This is a genomic window from Pseudomonas weihenstephanensis, from assembly GCF_016812185.1.
Taxonomy (GTDB): Bacteria; Pseudomonadota; Gammaproteobacteria; order Pseudomonadales; family Pseudomonadaceae; genus Aquipseudomonas; species Aquipseudomonas weihenstephanensis.
In genome coordinates this window covers 175,372-195,671 of sequence record NZ_JAAEBV010000006.1, presented here as the reverse complement: position 1 = coordinate 195,671, position 20,300 = coordinate 175,372, and the positions used below count along the sequence as shown (strand labels likewise).

At 58.3% G+C, this 20,300-nt stretch carries 14 protein-coding genes, 1 tRNA gene and 1 pseudogene; 8 read left to right on the top strand and 8 right to left on the bottom strand.

Annotated features, from left to right (window positions below; genetic code table 11):
• Window positions 1-4: 4 nt before the first annotated feature.
• Both GYN01_RS19470 and GYN01_RS19465 read right to left on the bottom strand, forming a co-directional pair.
• Window positions 5-1,423 (bottom strand): short-chain fatty acid transporter, encoded by a 1,419-nt coding sequence (locus tag GYN01_RS19470; protein ID WP_203307625.1) that lies wholly within the window; start codon window positions 1,421-1,423, stop codon window positions 5-7.
• A gap of 129 nt (window positions 1,424-1,552) precedes the next feature.
• Complete coding sequence (locus tag GYN01_RS19465; RefSeq protein WP_048363067.1) at window positions 1,553-1,783, bottom strand: DUF6555 family protein; 231 nt, start codon at window positions 1,781-1,783, stop codon at window positions 1,553-1,555.
• 213 nt (window positions 1,784-1,996) lie between these two features.
• Between GYN01_RS19465 and GYN01_RS22760 the strand changes: the two are divergent.
• The 7 genes and pseudogenes from GYN01_RS22760 to GYN01_RS19435 all read left to right on the top strand — a co-directional run.
• Window positions 1,997-2,773 (top strand): annotated as a pseudogene (locus GYN01_RS22760) (PAS domain-containing protein); the annotation flags it as partial.
• A gap of 108 nt (window positions 2,774-2,881) precedes the next feature.
• Window positions 2,882-3,313: a methyl-accepting chemotaxis protein gene (locus GYN01_RS22755; RefSeq protein ID WP_420850454.1), complete on the top strand. Its 432-nt coding sequence runs from the start codon at window positions 2,882-2,884 to the stop codon at window positions 3,311-3,313.
• Window positions 3,314-3,410: 97 nt separating this feature from the next.
• Window positions 3,411-4,295 carry a Dyp-type peroxidase gene (locus GYN01_RS19455; RefSeq protein ID WP_048400300.1) on the top strand — a complete coding sequence of 295 codons (885 nt, stop codon included), beginning with the start codon at window positions 3,411-3,413 and terminating at the stop codon, window positions 4,293-4,295.
• Window positions 4,296-4,387: 92 nt separating this feature from the next.
• A complete protein-coding gene (locus GYN01_RS19450) occupies window positions 4,388-7,219 on the top strand; it encodes a response regulator (RefSeq protein ID WP_048400298.1) in 2,832 nt (943 codons plus the stop codon).
• Window positions 7,209-8,399 (top strand): response regulator cyclic di-GMP phosphodiesterase PvrR, encoded by a 1,191-nt coding sequence (gene pvrR, locus GYN01_RS19445; RefSeq protein WP_048363071.1) that lies wholly within the window; start codon window positions 7,209-7,211, stop codon window positions 8,397-8,399. The genes GYN01_RS19450 and pvrR overlap by 11 nt, the downstream gene beginning before the upstream one ends.
• Before the next feature lie 118 nt (window positions 8,400-8,517).
• Window positions 8,518-11,721 (top strand): hybrid sensor histidine kinase/response regulator, encoded by a 3,204-nt coding sequence (locus GYN01_RS19440; protein ID WP_048400297.1) that lies wholly within the window; start codon window positions 8,518-8,520, stop codon window positions 11,719-11,721.
• 69 nt (window positions 11,722-11,790) lie between these two features.
• Complete coding sequence (locus GYN01_RS19435) at window positions 11,791-12,438, top strand: response regulator (protein ID WP_048363073.1); 648 nt, start codon at window positions 11,791-11,793, stop codon at window positions 12,436-12,438.
• A gap of 12 nt (window positions 12,439-12,450) precedes the next feature.
• On the opposite strand, the gene GYN01_RS19430 is transcribed toward GYN01_RS19435, so the two are convergent.
• The 6 genes from GYN01_RS19430 to GYN01_RS19405 form a co-directional block, all read right to left on the bottom strand.
• The gene (locus tag GYN01_RS19430) at window positions 12,451-13,212 is read right to left on the bottom strand and encodes a fimbrial biogenesis chaperone (protein WP_048363074.1); all 762 of its coding nucleotides are present in this window, start codon (window positions 13,210-13,212) and stop codon (window positions 12,451-12,453) included.
• 2 nt (window positions 13,213-13,214) lie between these two features.
• Window positions 13,215-14,528: a fimbrial protein gene (locus GYN01_RS19425; RefSeq protein ID WP_048363075.1), complete on the bottom strand. Its 1,314-nt coding sequence runs from the start codon at window positions 14,526-14,528 to the stop codon at window positions 13,215-13,217.
• Window positions 14,529-14,566: 38 nt separating this feature from the next.
• Entirely contained in the window at window positions 14,567-17,206 is a 2,640-nt protein-coding gene (locus GYN01_RS19420; protein WP_203307623.1) for a fimbria/pilus outer membrane usher protein, read from the bottom strand.
• 16 nt (window positions 17,207-17,222) lie between these two features.
• Window positions 17,223-17,951: a fimbrial biogenesis chaperone gene (locus GYN01_RS19415; RefSeq protein WP_048363077.1), complete on the bottom strand. Its 729-nt coding sequence runs from the start codon at window positions 17,949-17,951 to the stop codon at window positions 17,223-17,225.
• A gap of 99 nt (window positions 17,952-18,050) precedes the next feature.
• Window positions 18,051-18,581 (bottom strand): fimbrial protein, encoded by a 531-nt coding sequence (locus GYN01_RS19410; protein ID WP_048363078.1) that lies wholly within the window; start codon window positions 18,579-18,581, stop codon window positions 18,051-18,053.
• A 211-nt stretch (window positions 18,582-18,792) separates the two neighbouring features.
• A tRNA-Met gene (locus tag GYN01_RS19405) sits at window positions 18,793-18,869 on the bottom strand.
• 173 nt (window positions 18,870-19,042) lie between these two features.
• Here GYN01_RS19405 and GYN01_RS19400 point away from each other — a divergent pair.
• The gene (locus GYN01_RS19400; RefSeq protein WP_048363079.1) at window positions 19,043-20,260 is read left to right on the top strand and encodes an MFS transporter; all 1,218 of its coding nucleotides are present in this window, start codon (window positions 19,043-19,045) and stop codon (window positions 20,258-20,260) included.
• Window positions 20,261-20,300 lie beyond the last annotated feature (40 nt).

The window sequence follows — 20,300 nt, the reverse complement described above, 5'->3', positions numbered from 1 at the left end:
TTTTTTATGGCATCACAGGTGGCACATACGTCAGCGTCGTTCCCAACGCCCACAGTAAAAACAGCACCAAGGGTGCATGCACCAACAACTGCACGAACGAAAACCCGATCAAGTCCCGAGCCTTCAACCCCAGCACACCCAATAACGGCAACATATAAAACGGGTTAATCAAGTTGGGCAGCGCTTCAGCCGCGTTGTAGATCTGTACCGCCCAGCCCAAGTGATAACCCAGGTCATTGGCCACTTGCATCACGTACGGCGCTTCGATGATCCACTTGCCGCCACCCGACGGGATGAAGAACCCTAGCACCGCCGAGTACACGCCCATCAATACGGCATAGGTGTCGTGAGACGCGATGTGCACAAAAAACGTCGAGATGTGATGCGCCAGGGTTTGCCCGTCGGTGCCTTTGACCACGGTCATCAATGCGGCAATCGAGCCGTACAGCGGAAACTGAATCATCACCCCGGTTGTGGTCGGCACGGCGCTGGCGACGGCATTCAGAAAACTGCGCGGTCGCCAATGCAGCAGCGCGCCGAGCATCAAGAACAAAAAGTTGTACGTGTTAAGCCCCGAAATAGCGCTGATTGCCGGCTTGGTCGAGAACTCGTGAAACAACCAGCCTGCCGCCAGCAGCACCAGCAATAGGGTCAGCAGTGGGCTGTATTCCAGCCATTCGCCCGGTCGGGTGCGTTCAGGCAGCTTGGGCAGGCTGAAACTGGGGTCAATGCCGCACGCTGCGGCATCGCGCGCCGACGCCGGGCCGGGTGCCGTGGCGTATGCCACGATCAACGACACCACCACCAGCGCCGCCAGTAACACACCGGACTGCCACAGAAAGATGGTTTCAGTGAACGGGATGACCCCGGTAATCGCCAGAATAGACGGCGGCAAACTGGCCGGGTTGGCCTGCAACTGCGCCGCCGAAGACGACAACCCCAAAGCCCACACCGCGCCAAGGCCCAGGTACGCGGCCGCGCCGGCCGCGCGGTAGTCCATGCGCAAGTTCGTACGGCGCGCCAGTGCCCGCACCAGCAACCCGCCAAAGACCAGTGACAAGCCCCAATTGAGCAAGGAGGCGACCATCGAAATCAACGCCACCCAGCACACGGCCTGGCGTCCGTTCCTGGGTACTTGCGCGAGTTTGTCGATCAGTTTGACGGCGGGCGGTGAGCTGGCGACCACGTAGCCACCGATGACCACGAAGGCCATTTGCATGGTGAAGGGGATCAGGCTCCAGAAACCATCGCCAAACGCCATCGCCGCGTCTGTGGGTTTGGCCCCCATTGCCATCGTGGCCAGCGCCACGGTGATCACTGCAACGGCGGCAAACACCCATGAATCGGGGAACCAGCGTTCGGCCCAATTGGAACAGCGCAGGGCAAAGCGGGCATAACGGCTGGCTTCAATCTCAGCGGCCATGGGACATACCTCAATTTCTTATGATTATGGTGACGCCTGCACCCAGCCTTTGAAGGTTCAAGGCATAGGCGGCGACTGAGCACACCATAAATCAATCCTGAGGTATTGCCGATGGGCACGCGCGCAGGCTTAGGTGGAGGCCGAGCGCCATGTCACGTTGGCGACGCCTTTTTTTTCCATGTCGGCGCGGCTGAGTTTTTTCGCAGCATCGCGATCATTACGCGCGATACGTTCGACCCCCGCGTCGCAGCCAGCCCAATACCATGCCGTGGCGTCGTTCAGGCGGGGCTGGCGGATGATGAAAGATTTCGGTGTGCCGTGCAGCGTGTAGTCAATAACGAAAAGTTTGGCTGAGTTCATGGCTTAACAATGGCTCCCTGTGATGTATTTGGGATTGCGTGCATCTCGAAAAATTCACTTCAATTGTCGGTGTCACGCACACCGGTTTAAGGGGGTGGGTCGGCCAGGTTTCGTACGTAAAGTATTTTTGATCAACGGTCGTGTTTTGTCCTTCAGAAAAGGCACTCCTAGCCGATTCTGTTTCACGCAGACCATCATTGCCCCGGGTATCCCATGTTTAACAAACGCTTGAAGCAAGAGCTAGCGGCTCTTCGCGAAGAACTGTCCAGCTTGCAACAAGTTAAAGAGAGCCTGGACAGCGAAATGCTGGTGCTCTCATTGGGGGCAGATGGACGCATTGAAACCGCAAATCACAATTTCACCCACGAAATGCTTTACGCCAATGGCGCGCTGATTGGGCGGCGCATTGACGATCTGTTCCCTGCGCACCTGAAAAACGACGAGCACTTGCGTCGTTTCAAAACGGCCATGACGCGCAGTGAGCATTTCAGCGGCACCGTACGGTTGCTGCGCGGCAATGGGCAAGAAGCCTGGCTACGCTCGATCGTGCAGCCGATTCTTGATTCCAGTGGCCGTGTGTTGCGCATTTCGATTTTTTCCAGCGACCTGACGCGCACCATCGAAGCGTCCCGCGACCACGAAAACCTGATGAGCGCATTGCTGCGCTCCACCGCCGTGATTGAGTTCAACCTCAATGGCGAGGTGTTGACCGCCAATGACCGCTTTCTCAATGGCATGGGCTACTCGCTGGCGCAGATTCAAGGCAAGCATCACCGCATGTTCTGTACCCCGCAGGAGCAAGGCAGCGCCGAGTATCAGGCGTTTTGGAAGCGCCTGAATGCGGGTGAGTTTGTCGCCGGTCGCTTCCAGCGCATTGACAGCCACGGCCGCGACGTGTGGCTCGAAGCGTCGTACAACCCGGTATGTGACGCCAATAACACGCTGTACAAAGTGGTCAAGTTCGCCACGGTGATTACCGATCAAATTCATCAGGAGCAAGCGGTGTCCGAGGCAGCCAGTATTGCCTACAGCACGTCTTTGCAAACCGATGAGAGTGCGCAGCGCGGAACCAAAGTCGTGACCCAGGCTGTGGATGTGATGCGTGACCTGGCCAAACACATGCAGCAGGCCGGGGACGGCATTGAGGCGTTGAATGATCAATCGCAAGTGATTGGCACCATCGTCAAAACCATCAGTGGCATTGCCGAGCAAACTAACTTGTTGGCACTCAACGCCGCCATCGAGGCTGCGCGTGCCGGTGAGCAGGGGCGTGGGTTTGCTGTGGTCGCCGACGAAGTGCGGCAGTTGGCGTCTCGTACCAGCAAAGCCACCGAAGAAATCATTAATGTGGTGCGTCACAATCAGGACATGGCCCGCGACGCCGTGGCCTTGATGGCCGATGGCAAGTTACAGGCTGAAGAAGGGCTGGCACTGGCGGCGGAAGCGGGCACGGTGATCGTTGAGATTCAGGACGGTGCGCAAAAAGTGGTGAGCGCGGTCGGGCAGTTTGCTAACCAACTCTCGTCTTAAACCTTGATATGCCGGGGTTGTACTCAAGAAAAGTAAGCTCCGGGTGACGGAAAAAGTACGGGTAGGCGTAAACTCTGCGCTTTCCAAAGGAGTTTCTATGAGTCTCTACCAGTCGAGCATTCTGACTAAGCCGATCCCTTCGCAAGCGCGTTATATGTTTTTCGCCCTCAAGTCAGTAGAAGCCTTGCCGGCCGCACTTGACGTTCTGTCGCAGTGGGTGGACGGCAAAAGCGTGGTGGCGGGTTTTGGTTCGCCGCTGGTAATGGCTTTGGGCGCTAAAGTTCAGGGCTTGCGCGTGTTCCCGGCGCTCAATGCGATGGTCGAAAACCCGTCAACCCAACATGCACTGTGGCTTTGGCTGCTGGGCGATGACCGTGGCGAGCTGCTGCACCGCAGCCAAAAGATTGAAACCGCGCTGGCCTCTGCGTTTAACCTGCTGCAAGTCACCGAAGGCTTTCGCTACGGTACCGACCGCGACTTGACCGGCTACGAAGACGGCACTGAAAACCCGGTGGACGAGGCGGCCGTCGACGCCGCCATCGTCGCCAACGCAGGACCGGGGCTGGATGGCGGCAGTTTTGTGGCCATTCAGCAGTGGCAGCATGACTTGAACGGCTTCGCGGCACTGCCGTGCGAGGAGCAGGACAACATCATGGGCCGTCGCATGAGCGACAACGAAGAACTGGACGACGCCCCCGCATCCGCCCACGTCAAACGTACTGCGCAAGAGAGCTTCAGCCCTGAAGCCTTTATCGTGCGCCGTTCCATGCCGTGGACCGAGAACGGTAAGTCGGGTCTGATGTTTGTCGCCTTTGGTCGCACCTTGAACGCCTTTGAAGTGCAACTGCGCCGCATGAGCGGTCTGGAAGACGGCATTATTGACGGCCTGTACCGCTACAGCCGACCGCTCAATGGCGGCTATTACTGGTGCCCGCCGCTCAAGGACGGGCGCCTGGATTTCAGGGCCGTCAGCCCTGCCTGAGTTTTATTTGCGCGCCTACAGTGCGTTGGCTGAACCGTTTTTTTAAGGTTTGTCTGATGTTTCAAAAGCCGCCAGATCCCTAGTCTGGCGGCATGAAGCTCAAACAGTTTTTCCGTCCGTTAGATGCCTCGTTCTCGACCTCAATCGCAGCGCGTACCTTGCTGCGTTCTTTTTTCGTCGCGTTGCTGCTTTCGTTGTTCGGCGGGCTTTACGTTTACCTCAATTCCAGCTTTGACCGGGAAATCTCCCAGCGTCGCGGTTACATGAGCGGTGCCATTCTTGAGGCCCAACGTTTTTTTACGGGCCATGAAATTCTTCTCAAAAGCCTCAGTTTGTCGGCGGTGCGCAATAACAAACCGGCGGTGATGGAACCTGAAGAAGACAGTGACGAATTCCAGTTGGTGCTGGGTGAGGGCGCCCACTCCTGGAGCCTGTGGCAGACATCTCGCGAACTGGATTACCTGCGCAGTAAAAAAATCAATCTGCTGTACGTCAAGGCGGGCAGTGTCGTGCAGGCCGAACGATTGACTCAGACAGCACTTAACCCGGTGGCAGTGGACCAGGACGTGTTGCGCCAGCTCAAAGCGCTCGAACACTCGCAGGTTTCGGTCGTGGGGGAGCATTGGTTCAACGCCACACCCAACCTGGTGCTCACTGAAAACTCCGCGTTGTACCTGTTCACGTTGCTCGACAAGCGTGATCCCGCGTCGGGCTGGTTGGGGCTGGAAATAGAAGGGACTGATATTTCCGCCGCGATGGACCGCAAGTATGCGGGTGATTTTGTGGTGCTCAATGCCCAGGGCGAAGAGATTTTTGCCAGCGCCTTGAACCCCGGTTTACGCCAGGCCCTGAAAAGTTTTGCCGGTGACAAGCACTTTGGCTTTACCGGCGAAGGCGTGTGGCCGGACTACCTGATCATGCGCAACCAGTTGGGGTACGCCGACCTGAACGTGGTGTATTCGATGGAGTTCGGCCATTTGCTGCTGGCCATGCGTGAGCCGTTGCTGATTGCGCTGTTGCTGGCCGTGGGCTGCACGCTGGCGCTGGGCCTGTTGGTGCGGCGCATTGAACGGCAATTGATTAACCCGGCGATTAATCGCAAACAGGCGTTGATAGAGAGTGAAGCGTTCAGCCGCGCAGTGATCCAGACCGCGCCCGTGGCCCTGTGTGTATTACGGCGTGCCAACGGCGCAGTGGTGCTGGAAAACACCCTGGCCCAGCAATGGCTGGGACGTGGCCGTGAGCGCGACGCGTTGTGCCATGACTGGATCGATCAGGCGTACCACGGCGACGGCCTGCCCCGTGTCGACGAGTTTTCGGTGGCGGGTCGGCATTTACACATCAGCTGTGTGGCCACCCGTTACAAAGGTGAGGACGTGTTGCTGTGTGCGTTCAGCGATATTAGCGCGCACAAGGACGTCGAGCTGGCGCTGGAGCAGGCCAAGCGCGAGGCCGACAAGGCCAATGAAGCCAAAACCTTGTTTCTTGCCACCATGAGCCATGAGATCCGCACCCCGCTCTATGGTGCCTTGGGCACCCTTGAGTTATTGAGCCGCACCCAGCTGAACCCGCGACAAAAGGAGTACCTGCACGCCATCCAGAACTCCTCATCAACTTTGCTGCAATTGATTTGCGACGTGCTGGATGTGTCAAAGATCGAGGCCGGTCAGTTGGTGCTGGAGGTCAATGAGTTTGCGCCACTGGACTTGATCCAGGACGTGGTCAATGGCTATTCGGCTGCCGCGCAAAGCAAAGGTTTGCAACTGTATGCCCACATTGATCCGCAGTTGCCCGAGCAGCTGATCGGCGATGGCCCGCGTATCCGTCAGATCCTGAACAACTTGCTGAGCAATGCGGTCAAGTTCACTGAAAGTGGGCAAATCGTTGTGCGGGTCAAGGTTGAAAGCCGAAACGATGAACGGGTGACGGTGCTGTGGCAGGTCACGGACACCGGGCAGGGCATTGCTCAGCAGGACCAGCCATTTTTGTTCGACCCGTTTTATCAGACCGGCACCCGTGCCAACGTGATCACGGGCACGGGGTTGGGCTTGTCGATCTGTCAGCGCCTGATGTACCTGATGAGCGGCAGCATGCGCGTGGTCAGCGAGCCGGGGCTGGGTAGCAGTTTTACCTTGAGCTTGCCGCTCGAACAGGGCTATGCACCACGGATCACGACGCCCGTTGAGTTGCTGCCTGAAACCGTGTTTGTGGTGTCGTCGATGCCGGAAATGGCCGAGAACATCAGTGGCTGGTTAAGCCGCTGGGGCGCCAGGGCACAAGTGCTGCGCCCCGGTATGGACATCAGCGACCGCAACGCGGTGCTGGTTGAAATTCACCCCGGTGATTGCACACATAACCATGAGCTGGAATGGCCGGGACCGGTGGTCGTGGCCTGCGGCAGTGTGTGCTTTGCCCAGCCTGAACAAGAAACGCCGCAGTGGCATGTCAACTTGAGCTACTTGCAGGATTTGCGTCGCGCGGTCAGTCAGGCGCAAGGGCTAAGCCCGTATGCGCGACCTGCTGGCCTGGCAACCAGTGTTTTCAAACCCTTGGGGTTGCACGTGTTGGTGGTGGAAGACAACGCCATCAGCCAGTTGATTCTCAAAGACCAGCTCGAAGAGCTGGGCTGCACGGTCGACCTGGCCTCGGACGGCTTGGAGGCGCTGGCGCTGTGGCAGCCGGCGACCTTTGACCGGGTGCTGACGGACGTCAACATGCCACGTATGAATGGTTACGAACTGGCCGCACAATTGCGCCAGCTCGATAGCAGCGTGCCCATCATTGGTGCCACCGCCAACGCGCAGCACGAAGAGCGTGCCCGTTGCCTGGCGGTGGGGATGAATGAATGCCTGGTCAAACCGTTTGGCCTCAGCGCCTTATTTACTTGCCTTGAGCAAACCCAGAGGAAGCCGCATGCCGTATAGCGTTCTGATCGTCGAGGACCATCCTTTTCAGCATGAATACTTGCTCAACCTGTTTCGTGACTTGGGCAATATTCGGGTCGAAGCGGCCCGTGACGGCAATGAAGCGTTTGAGTGGCTGCAAAAGCGGCCTTTTGATCTGGTGCTCACCGATTTATTGATGCCAGGCATGGACGGCGTGCAACTGATCCAGCGGCTGGCATCTTTGCCGCACAAACCGGCACTGGCGATCATGAGCGCGGCCTCGCGGCGCATGATTGTCAGTGCCAGCCTGGTGGCGCAAAGCATGGGTTTGACGGTGGTAGGGCAATTGTCCAAACCCGTGGTCCCCGCGGCGGTCCGTACCGTGATGACCACGCTGGACAAACTACTCACCAGCGATCAACCCCTTAAGCGCGAGCCGTTGGTGCTGGAGCGTGAAGCCCTGCGCGCGGCAATGGCAAGTGGTGCGTTGCAAGCGTGGTTCCAGCCCAAAAAATCACTTCATGACGGCCACATCGTGGCGGCCGAGGCCCTGGCGCGCTGGGTTCATCCTGAGCTGGGATTGTTGATGCCCGCTGACTTTTTACCGTCGTTGGTGGGGCATGGGCTGGAAAAAGAACTGTTGCTGCTGTTTATCAAGCAAACCATTGCCGCCCAGAGCAGTTGGGCCAGCCAGGGCTATGACATTCCCGTGTCGATCAACTTGCCCACCCACTTGCTCGATGACGATGACCTGGCCGACGCCTTGCATGATTACGTGCGCGCCGAAGGCGGGATACCGGCCAAGCTCGCCTTTGAGTTGATGGAGTGCTCCACCACGCAGGGTATCAGCAAGTATTACGCTGGCGCCTGCCGGTTGCGCATGAAAGGTTTTGGGCTGGCCCAGGACGACTTTGGACAGGGTTTCAGCTCGTATTTCAATTTGGTGTCGACACCGTTCACCGAACTGAAAATCGACCGTGCGCTGGTGCATGGCTGTGTCGAAAATGAAAACCTGGCCTCGGCGTTGGCCAGCATTGTGGCCTTGGGCCGCCAGTTGGGTCTGGAGGTGGTCGCCGAAGGGGTCGAGAGTCAGGAAGAGCTGGCCCTGCTGCGCAAGCTCAACTGTGACCGGGTGCAGGGTTTTCTGATATCGCGTGCCGTATCATCAGGTCACTTCGGGCACCTGCTGCATGAGGATGCTCCGCCGCTGCTGCACTGACCCCGGCAAGGGGCAGCATCTGGCCTGAAAATGGACCGCCTTCATCCGCCGCCATCCGCTCGTCTACGCTATACGAGTCTGAGCCCGTTGGGCCATTACGCCAAAAACAGGAAGTAACATGACCGCCGACAACACCTCGCTGGGCAAACTCGCATTGAGTTCCATGCGCTTGAACCGTGGCGTCTTGATTTTGGTGGGCGTCGCGGTGGTGCTGGTGGGCACCTGCGCCTGGGCGTTGCAGCGCTTGCTGGAAGTGGAAGTGAACAAGGTCGATTATCACTTTTCACTGCTGGTGGAGAACCTGAATGAAAACCGCCTGTTTTTGAACAACGTTAACAGTGCCGTCAAAGATGCTCAGGATGTATTGGACAAGAACATCACCCCGCTGCAAAGCGCTCTGGTGTTTCAAGGCGCCGGGATGAACATCTATGAGGGCAAGGAGTTCTCGTTTTCGACACCGTTCAACCTGGCGCAAAGCGATGCGAGCCAGAGGATTAGCCAGTCGGCGTTTTCGCTGGGCATGCACTTGTCCAACTTCTACAGCGGTTTTTGGTCGGGGTCGGTGTACCCCTCGCCGCAATTGTTTCTATTGCCGCCCAACCATGATTTCACCCTTGCCGTACCCGCCATCGGCGCTCGTCGCGGACATGTAGCGATTCTCAGCCTTGAGTCGTATCTGGACACCAGCCGAAGCCTGCTGCACCTGTTCAAGGCGCGCAAGGATGAGCTGCAAGAGGGGCAGGTGTACTGGTCCAACACCGGCAGTGTCAGTGAAGGCAATGCCGAGGTGTTTGCCTTCATAAAAATCAACTTGCCCTCCAAGTTTCTGGATGTGGCGGGGACTGACCGAGAGGTGCTGCTGGCGGCCCTGATCAATGTGCGGCGCCTGGCCCAAACCCCTTCGAGTGTGACCTCCCCGAAGTTTGACGACCTGACGCTGATCGCGCCAACGGGTGCCGTGTTGCTGGGAAGTGTGCATGACAACAACACGCGGCCCGATGGCATGCGCTTTACCTCCCACGGGCTGGAAATGAAAGTCTCCAGTGAGGGTGAGGATCGCTGGACGGCGCTATATCGGATCAGCTACGACAGCTTTTTTCATTATGCAAAATGGCAACTGTTGAGCATTTTGTGTATCGCGCTGTTCAGTGTGTACGTGGGCTGGCTGGTCAATCGCTGGTACCGGCTACGCGTGGTACGCCCGGCTGAACGCGCACATCGGCGGGTGATTGAAAGTGAAATATTCAGCCGCGCAGTGATCGACACGGCGCCCACGGGCTTATGCGTGGTACGCCAGTCCGATAACCATATGTTGTTGGCCAACAAGCGGGCACAAGAATGGTTGGGCAATTCGCAGTACATTTCACGGCTGGTTCGTGAGCAGCAAGCGGACATGGGAGAAGCCTGCGTGGAAGTCGGCGGGCGCTATTTCCATGTCAGTTTCAGCAGCACACGCTACCAGGAGCAGGATGTCATCGTGTGTGCCTTCAATGACGTGACCGGGCACAAGGACGACGCCGCTGCGCTGAACCACGCCAAGCATCAGGCCGAAGAGGCCAGTCATGCCAAGACCACCTTTTTAGCGACCATGAGTCACGAAATCCGCACCCCGTTGTATGGCGTACTCGGCACCCTTGAGTTGCTGGAATTGACGCCATTGGACAGTCGTCAGCGGGTGTATCTCAATACCATCTCGCGTTCCTCGTCGACCTTGCTGCAATTGATCAGCGACATTCTTGATGTGTCCAAGATCGAGTCCGGGCAAATGGCACTGGAGACGGGGCGTTTTTGCCCGCTGGACATGGCCGAGGAAGTGGTGGACGCGTACGCGGCCTCCGCCGAAAGCAAAGGCTTGCAAATCTATGCCTGCATCGATGCCGATGTGCCCGACCAGTTGAGCGGTGATCAGTCGCGCATCCGCCAGATTCTCAACAACCTGCTCAATAACGCGATCAAGTTCAGCGACTATGGTCGCGTGGTACTGCGCCTCAAGGTATTAAGCCGGGATGCGCACAACGTGACGTTGCAGTGGCAGGTGACGGACACCGGCGTAGGTATTTCCGAGGCCCAGCAGCAGCGTTTGTTCGAACCGTTTTACCAGGTGTTTAACGGCCACTCAGCGGGCGGCACGGGGCTGGGGCTGTCAATTTGTATGCGTCTGACGCAGTTGATGGACGGCCAATTGCGTGTGGTCAGTGAACCGGGACTGGGCAGCAGTTTCAGCTTGATGCTGGAGATGCCGATCCTTGAGGGGGCCTTGCCGGCGGTCAGCGACCTGCATCTGCGCCCAACCCCGGTGTATGTGCGGGCACCGGTCATTGAGCTGGCGCAAACCACCTGTGACTGGCTTAACCGCTGGGGTGGCCATGCGCTGGTTGCACCCAGCGGTTCGATCAGCACCTCGCCTGGGGCGGTATGGGTGGATTTATTGCCCAGCCGTCACTCGACCGTGCAATGGCCTGGCCCGTGCGTGATTGGCCTGCCCGGCTCCGGCCAGCCGGAGCACACGGCGCAGGGCTGGCTCGTGGGCGTGAACATGATTCGCGGTGTGGCCCGTGCCGTCATGCTGGCGCAGCTTGGGCGTGTGGACACCACCGTCGGCCAACCTCCTGTGCGACGCGAGAAGCTCGACCTGCGGGTGCTGGTGGCCGAAGACAACCCGATCAATCAAACCATTCTCAAAGAGCAGCTCGAAGAACTGGGGTGTCGTGTGGTACTCGCTTCTCATGGGCAAGAGGCCCTGAGTTTGTGGTCGCCGCAGGCGTTTGATGCGGTGTTGACCGACGTCAACATGCCGATCATGAATGGTTACGAACTGGCTGGCGCCATTCGCCAGCAGGATGCCCACATCCCGATCATCGGGGTCACCGCCAATGCCATGCGCGAGGAAGGCGAGCGGTGTATCGCGGTGGGCATGAACGCACGCATGGTCAAGCCTATGACCTTGCAGAGGTTATGGGCCGAGTTGGTACGCGCCTGCGGCATAAAACTGCCTGAGTCAGAGCCTCCTTCAGCGGCCCAGAATCCCGCGCCAGTCGAAGTACCCATCGTGGTCTCTGCGCGGATGCGTGATTTATTTATCAACACCATGGGCGCCGATATAAAAAACGCGCAGCAGGCGTTGAATGCTCGCGACAGTGATGCGCTCAAGGCCCTATTGCATTGTATTCGGGGGGCTTTGGCGGTGGTTCAGGCACATGCGTTGACCGAGCGCTGCGGTGAACTTGAGCACCGCCTGGAAGGTCATGTATTGGATGAGTCTTTGTACGATCAGATCGAGGCGCTGTTGGCTCGCATCAAGCGGGCTGTAGCTACGGTTTGATATTTTCGTTTTCCCACACCACCGATTGAGCGCGTCACAGAGTGATCGTTCTTTTGACAGGATGTACCTGTGCCAAAAATAAAAGTCGTATTAGCGGATGACCACCCGATCGTGCTGATGGGCGTTAGGGATCTGATCGAGCGTGATGGGTGTTATGAAGTCGTGGGCCAGGCTCAGACCCCCACAGAGCTGATTGAGCAGTTGCAGCGCTTGCAGCCAGACATTGTGGTCACCGATTACAACATGCCGGGGGATGAAACCTATGGCGACGGGGTCAAGCTCATCGAGTACCTGATCCGGCATTTTGCGCAGGTCAAGATCCTGGTGCTGACCATGCTCACCAACAACTTGATTCTGTCGCGTCTGTATGACTTGGGGGTCGGCGGGATTATTTTGAAAAACGGCGACCTTAATGAGATCCCGCTGGCGCTCAGTGCGCTGGCAAACGGAGAGAAGTGGCACAGCAAGGCCGCCCAGGGAGCCGCCAGTGTCGTGGAGCGTTCAGATGCCGTGCAGGCGCGGATTTCCAGCCTGTCGGTCAAGGAGTTTGAGGTGTTGCGCCGCTTTGCATCGGGGATGAACGTGCGCGATATCGCTCACTCGCTTAATCGCAGTGTGAAGACCGTGAGTTCGCAGAAGGTTTCAGCCATGCGCAAGCTGGACGTGGAAAACGATCACGCCTTGCTGACCTTCTGCATCAGCATGAACCTGATTTGAACCGCCGCAGGTTTAGGGATTGAGCACGGGGGCGGTGGCGGTGTGAAAGTGACCGCCGTCATCCACCCAGGTAAAGCTCACTTTCAGTCCTTTGGGGTTGATCTGGCTGCCAGGGGCCATGCGATAGCGCTTTTCGCCATACGGTGGCGCCATCATGTCCAGGGTTTGTGGCACGGCCATCTGCTTGTCGTTGTCGACCAGGCGCAAAGACGCCATCGAGGCGTGATAAGGGGTCGGGTTACGCAGCACCAGCACCCATTGCTCGCCTTGTTGCTCCAGGGTGAACGTCAGCACCTTGGGCATGTCTTCGGCCGTGCTTGGCAAGTTTTTAGGGCGGTAAAAAATCTTCATCTGGGTGTTCATGGCCAGCGCTACGGCTGCCTGCGGTGCAGGCGTGGTGGTGGACTTGGGAGCAATCTCATAGAGGTTGAGCCAAAATACCGACTCGCGGTCTTTGGGCAATTGATCGCCGTTATAAATAATGCGCAAGCCTTGCACCGCCCCCGGTTGCATACGAAACACAGACGGCAGGGCGATCATTGGTGAGGTGCTTTTTTCCGGTGCCTGCTGGTCTTCGCCGTCGTTGACCCAGGTTTGCACCACCACCGGATACGGATTGATATTGGCCAGCATCAGCGAGTGCTGATTTTGCCCCTCTTCATAAATGACCCGCGTGCGTGATGCCATGACGCCTGCCTGTGCGGGGAGAATGAACACGCACAACAGGGCGAGCATTAATAGCCGGGTGAGGGTGAGTGTTATTTTTTTAGTCATGTTTACTGCACCTTGACGAGGACGTAAGCGGTGGCATTCACCTTGCCCGGTGTGGCTTTACGCCCCGGCAGGGTTTTGAGAATGGCGGTGAGGGTCTGGGTATAGGTGGTGTAGCCCGAGGCGGCGCTGCCATTGGCACTGGCGCCGTCTTTGACCGGGTACCAGCCACTCGCGTTACCGCCACCCGCCACCCCCGTGCCCAGGAAGTTCATTTGCTTGCCGTTGTTGCTCAAGGCAATGCCAACCCCGGTGGCAATGGAGGGGTCTGTGCCGTACCCGTTGGAAACCAGATGCGTGACGCCTTGGGACCCGGTCAGCAGACCCAGTTCCGCGGCCTTGGCATACGCGGCGGCAGACACTTGCACGCCCATTGCCGTCTGGTTGGTATTAACACCGGACACCGCCTGATCGCTGCATTCAATCTCGATGCTGAAATCACTTTCGCGGGTCATGTTGTCATTCAGTTCCTGAGCCGTGACGGGCATGAACATCACCAGCGGCGTGACGTTGCGCGCCACGCAGGTGGCGGTGTAGCTGATCGACGCGGCGCTGCGCATGCCAAAGCCAATACCGTTGTACTGGCCCCAAAAGTAATAGTTGGTGTTGGAGTCAGTGCCCACGGTGTCAGACTTGTAGCCCGGACCTTGAAATTGCACATAGCCGTTGGGCTGGGTGCAGGTGTAGCTGTAATTGCCGCTGCCGCTCGCCGCCGCTTGACCGCCGCAGTAGTTACTGCCGCTGCCGGATGTGGGTGGCAGGCTGGACACGCGCGCCAGGTCGGCCTGCACCATGCTCAGGTGCTTGGGTTTGATTTGCAGCTTGTTGCCGACCACGTCGTATTGGGTGATCTTGCTTTGCTGCCAATAGCGGGTGAACACTTTGCCGGAATTGAGGTGCGTCAATTTGAGGCCGACATACGGAAAGTACGTGGCGTAGTAGCCGGGCAACCCGTCATTGGTGGATGTACCGGCACCGTTGCCGATTTCCCAGTAGCCGCCCACCCGGTCGTCGCCGTTGGTGGCAAACACTTCATACAGCTCATCTTTGTCCGCCAGGTCGCACTGCCAGAGCACGGTCTCGCTGTTTAGCCCCGTCGCGGTGGCGCTGTCGACGATGGTGGTGCCCAGCGGCGTCCCGACCGGTTGCAGGTAGGTGCTGGTGAGGTTGACCCGGCCAAAGCTGATTTGCGCCGAGTAAGGGTCAAGCACGTTAATGCCGTTGTAGACGCGGGTACAGGTGGCGTGTGCAGCGGGCAGCGCGGCGAGAGTCAGCGCCAGTAGCAATAACTGATTCAATCGTGGGCGTAGAGTGAACATAAAAGGCCTCGATTTTCAGGGTGTGAATAAAGGGGAAATCAGAGCGCACGGCATTCGCTGGTCACGCGCAGCAATGGCTGCTCCAGATCGCGATCCGACACGTCGTAATGCAGAACGCATTGCTCTTGCGGCCGATCACCCCAGCGCAGGGTCAATGCGCCTTCAGGCTTCTCGCTGCGCAAGTAAGCCTGGCTGCCTTGACCGACCATACCGATCACGCTGCCACTTTCGTCGAGCACGTCCGCACCCATAGGGACGGCCTGATTATTGGCCAACAGGGCCTTGACCAGCAGGGCGTTGCCGCTACGGGTTTTGAACTGGATTTTGACGGCAGCACCGGCATACGGCGCGATGCGGCGCTGACCGTCGTCGAGTTCGGTTTTCTGGTTCATGCCTTCCGGGGTGATGGCCACGGTGTTGTAGCGGTACGGCGTGAGCGCGGGTACCAGTGCGTAGCCTGAGTCATCAATGGTCGTGCCCTGGCTGTTCATGATTTTTGCGCCGCTGGCGCCTTTGGCTTCCACCAGCGCGAAGGTGTCACCCAAATACGGTCCAAAGGTTACGCCACCGCTGTGAATCGCCACGGCACCGCGGGCGCTGCCGGAAGCTTGCCAGTAGTCTTCGCCCTTGGAGGCGCTGAGGGCGAGGCTGGTCTTGGGCAAACGTTTTTGCAGGTTGCCACTCCAGGTGTTCTGTTTTTGCTCGGCGTCGTGAGACACGTCCATCCCGTAGCTCAGGGTTTGTTCTGCGCCTGCTGTGCCGGACAACGAGGTTTGATACACATTGCCGTAGGTCGAGCTGTGGCTGACCGAGCTGCTCAAGGTCGGCGTGTTGCTCTTCGACGGGCTGCCCAGCGGGAATGACACCGAGAGCAAGGTGACGGTTTCAGTCGAGCCGGGCGAAGAAGGGTTCCAACTGCCGCCGTTGACGTTGTTGCCGTTGTTGTGACCGTCGAAGCCGCCGTAACGGGTGTTTTCGAAGCTCCCCGTGGACTGGCGTGAGACCGACAGGTTGAGGCTCACCGAGTTTTTCAGCGTATTGGCATAGCCCAATTGCAGCTGTGTGTCGCGTTCACGGCCGTTGCGGTAATCCTGAGTCGAGCCGGACACGTAAATGGAGCCGTACTCGGCCAGGCTTTGGTTGACCGACACTTCAAATCGCGAGCGTTGCAGGTAGCTGGCCGAGTCCCACTCTTCCCCTTTGCGCAACGATTCACGCACGCCGAGCACGTCGCCCAGGTCGCGATAACCAGCGGTGGAGTAACGGTAGCCGGCAATCGACAAGGTGGTGTTGGTCGGTGCGAAGGTGCGGCTGTACGACAAGCGCGCCATCCAGCCATCGACCAGGCCCTCTTGCGGCATGTCGGCCCGTGAGTAGGTAGCGTCCAGGCCAAACGCGCCCAGCCAGTTGGCGTACACGCCACCCAATACCAACGCCTGATAACCGTCCGCCACCCGTAAACCGGTGTTGGCGGTGACGGTGTTGGTCAGGCCGCGCTGGTAGGTGAACTCGCTGAACAGGTCGTTATCGCCCACGTCACTGGTCTTGCCCACGGCGGCGCTGTAGCGCGAGGTCCCGGGGCGCAGCGATTCGGGTACGGCCGAGAACGGCACGCTGAATCGGCTGATGCTGCCGTCCGCTTCTTGTACCGAGACTTCGAGGTCGCCGTTGTAGTTGGTGGCGTAGAGGTCGTTGATTTCAAACGGCCCCGGCGCGACGGTGGCTTCGTAAATGTCATTGCCGTTTTGGCGCACGGTGACCTTGGCGTTGGTCTTGGCGATCCCGCGTACGGTCGGCGCATAGCCACGTACCGACTCGGGCAACATGCGTTCGTCTGAGGTGATTTGCATCCCGCGAAAGCCAAGCCCGGAGAAGAAGCGCCCCGAGGTGTAGCCTTCGCCCGCGGTCAGTTCGCTGCGCAGGCTTGGCAATGCGCGTTGCACGTAAGTGCGCGTGGCATTCCAGTCGCTGCCGTGTTGCGAGTCGTAGCGCAGGGACGCTTGCTGGCGCAGGCGCCACATGCCCAGGTTCAGGCCGCTGTTGAGCGCCAGATAGCTGGAGTCGGTGTCTTGGGCGTGACTCCCGCTGCGACTGACGTGGTATTGGTTGGCGCTGTAGTTGATAAAACCGATGGTGCTGCCCGCGTCGAGGTTTTGCGGTGAGACATACCCGCGCGGTACGTGCAGCATCAAGCTTTGCGGCATGCTGATGTCGAGGCGCAGTTGGGCGAAGTCAAAATGGCTGCTGGCGTCTTTTACCGTGTCGCTGAGCAATTGGCATTCGCTGCCTTGCGTGTCGGTAATGGCACTGGCCAACACGCCTGCGCCTTCCAGCAACTCGCGCGCCAAGCACGGTTGCACGTCGCCCTGGGCTACGGCCACAAACTGCACGGGCACGCGCTCGACGAAACGATCATTGAGGTACAGGTCGACGGTGTAATGGCCGGGGTCGATGGCGTTGATTTTGTTAAAGCGCGACAGCGAGCCGCCGCCAAACATCATGTTGTCGTCAAACTGATAGTCGTCGTTACTGCTGCTGGTTTGGGTCTCGGCCTGGGCGGTGCCCGCGCTCAATCCGCTGCACAGGATCGTCGACGACACCAGCAGCATTGCCCACAGCCAACGGCTATGGGGGGCGCGGTTGCGGATCCGGCAAGGGGTGAAGTGAGTCACGGTCATGTGCATTTTCTCAGGGCTAGTGAAGCGGCAAGTCAGTGGTGACGTCAGCGCCGTAATCGTTCACCAGCGTCAAGCGCAATTGGTTGCCAGCGTTGGCCCCTTTAACCGGCCATTGAGCGTTGGAGTAGGGGGCGATCATCACGGCTTTGGCCACGTTGACCGGTTTGCCGCCGACCAGCAGGTTGGCCTCACGGATCACCGCGTGATAACCGCTGTTGTTTTCGGCGCTCACGCTCAGGTTTGAACCGCTGCCTTGCAGCTTGAATGTCATCGATTTGGTGATGTCTTCCGGGTTGCCTGCGATGCTTTCAGGGCGATAGAACACCTTCATCCGGCTGCTCACGGTGAGCATCAGCTTGTTGGCGTCCATGTCGTGGGCCTTGAGGGCTGGCATCTGCATGAAGTTGATGTAAAACACGGACTCGCGGTCTTGCGGCAAGTCTTTACCGGTGTACACCAGGCGCACGATTTGCCCGGCCTTGGGGTTCATCCGAAAAATCTGTGGGCTGGCGATAAACGGCGCATCAGCGGTTTGCGGCGTGGACGCCGGGTCGCCTTTGTCCACCCAGATCTGCACCAGATTGGGATACGCATCGTGACTGGTGAGTTGCAGGGCTTTTTCGCGAATGCTGGCGGGGTAGATCACCCGTGTGCCGCTCATGACCACACTGGCCAGTGCGTTTTGGGCAACGGTGACGCCGATCAGCAAACCAACGGACAGGGCTAAGCGTTTCAGGCAGGTCATGACCAACTCCTTCCGAAAGGCTGGGGATCAGATAAGGACAATCGAGGTGCGGACCCGCCGCTTCGCGAGGTGCGAAGGCGGCAGGTCAGAGGGCTACGCTTACAGGTAGTCGAGGGCGTACTGAGCCGAAGCCGATACGGTACCGGCCGTTGCTGCGCCCGTGCTGATGTAGCGCGCAGCGAAGTCGTGGCTGGTCGCGGTCTCGTCTTTTTTCAAGATCAGGCCGGAAACCGAGGTCATGCCGCTCAGCGCGATCGGGTTGCCGCCGGTAGCATCCAGCAGTTGGATGGCGACGTTTTGTGCGGTGCCGGTGTTACCCAGGTTGCCGCCAGCGTTCACGTCAGCGCCCAGGAACGTGGTCTTGATGTTCAGGTCGCCAGTGGTCGGTGCCGTGCAACCGGTCACCGCGATGGTGAACGGCGTTTCGCCTGCGAATTTACCGGCGGTGTCCAGGTCGCTGGAAGCAACGGTGGGCAGAACCACGATCGGGCTACCGGAGTTACCGTTGACCGACACCTGGCACGTCTGGTCAGACACCTGGCCCTTGAAGGTGATGGTGTTTTGGCTGGCGGCAGCGAAAGAGATCGCCGGGAATGCCGTCATCGCGATGAGCAGAGCAGTACGCTTCATAGTAATAATCCTGATAACTGGAGATGAGGCTCGAGCCCAACCCATTCTTCGTGGAGTCGGTCAGGAGCAGGTTTAGCCAGTTCAGGTTATCGAGCGGGGGGCAGATCTTTAATCAGACGATTCTTAAAAGCCCGCGGGCTGCGGTTCAGAGGCGCTGCTTTTCTACAGGCATAAAAAAATGGCTTACCTTGCGGTAAGCCATTTTTAGTATTGGTGGCTACACAGGGACTTGAACCCCGGACCCCAGCATTATGAATGCTATGCTCTAACCAACTGAGCTATGTAGCCAATGGCGCGCATTATTCCCTCGAGTTGGGCATGTGTCAAGCAAATATCTTAAAAAATTTGCTGTTCTATCAACCGCTTAAGGTTTTCCAGCGTTTGCATGGAAATATGTTGTTAAAAAGTGGCACATTGACGTCCCCTGCAAGTGCGCATTCACCTGATGTACGGAAACGCTTATGGCCCTTAGCAACGCTCAAACAAAAACAACGACAGCCTCGTCACCCGCTCAAACCAGCCCGTTAGTGCTGCGCATCATCGGCGCAGTCGCATTGGCGCATCTGATCAACGATTTGATTCAAGCCGTTCTGCCTTCGATCTATCCGATGCTCAAGGCTAAATATGACCTGACCTTCACTCAGATCGGCCTGATTACCCTGACCTTCCAGATGACCGCGTCGCTGTTGCAGCCGTGGGTGGGTTATTACACGGATCGACACCCCAACCCGTTGCTGCTGCCTGCGGGCATGGTGTGCACACTGGTCGGGATTTTGATGCTGTCTCAGGTGGGCAGTTTCCCCTTGATTCTGCTGGCCGCAGCATTGGTGGGCATCGGGTCGTCGACCTTTCACCCGGAGGCCTCCAGAGTGGCGCGGCTGGCTTCAGGCGGGCGCTATGGTTTTGCGCAGTCCACTTTTCAAGTCGGTGGCAATGCGGGTTCTGCCTTCGGGCCGTTGTTGGCCGCCGCGATCATCATTCCGTTCGGGCAGGGCAATGTCGCCTGGTTTGGCTTGTTTGCGCTGTTCGCGGTCGGATTGTTGTATGCCATCAGCCGCTGGTATCGCAGCCACTTGAACCTGTTCAAGCTCAAGTCCGGGCAAAAGGCGACCCACGGGTTATCGAAACAACGGGTATTGGCGGCACTCGTCGTGCTTGGGCTGTTGGTGTTCTCCAAATACTTCTACATGGCCAGTCTGACCAGTTACTACACGTTCTTCCTGATTGAGAAGTTCGGTGTGTCGATCGCCAGCTCGCAAATGTATTTGTTTCTGTTCTTGGGCGCTGTGGCGGCGGGCACCTTCTTTGGCGGGCCTATCGGTGACCGTATTGGACGTAAGGCGGTGATCTGGTTCTCGATTCTGGGCGTGGCGCCGTTCACCTTGCTGCTGCCGTATGCCGATCTGTTCTGGACCAGTGTGCTGAGTGTGGTCATCGGTTTTATTCTGGCCTCGGCGTTCTCGGCCATTGTGGTGTATGCCCAAGAGCTGGTGCCGGGCAATGTGGGCATGATCGCAGGTATTTTCTTCGGCCTGATGTTTGGCTTTGGAGGGATTGGTGCCGCGCTGCTCGGGCATTTGGCTGATATTCATGGCATCGAGTACGTATACACCTTGTGCTCGTATCTGCCGCTGTTGGGTGTATTGGCTATTTTCTTGCCGCGCTCGCAAAAAGCGTGAGGCCATTGTCTGACTCAAAACCACGGGACTTGGCAGAACA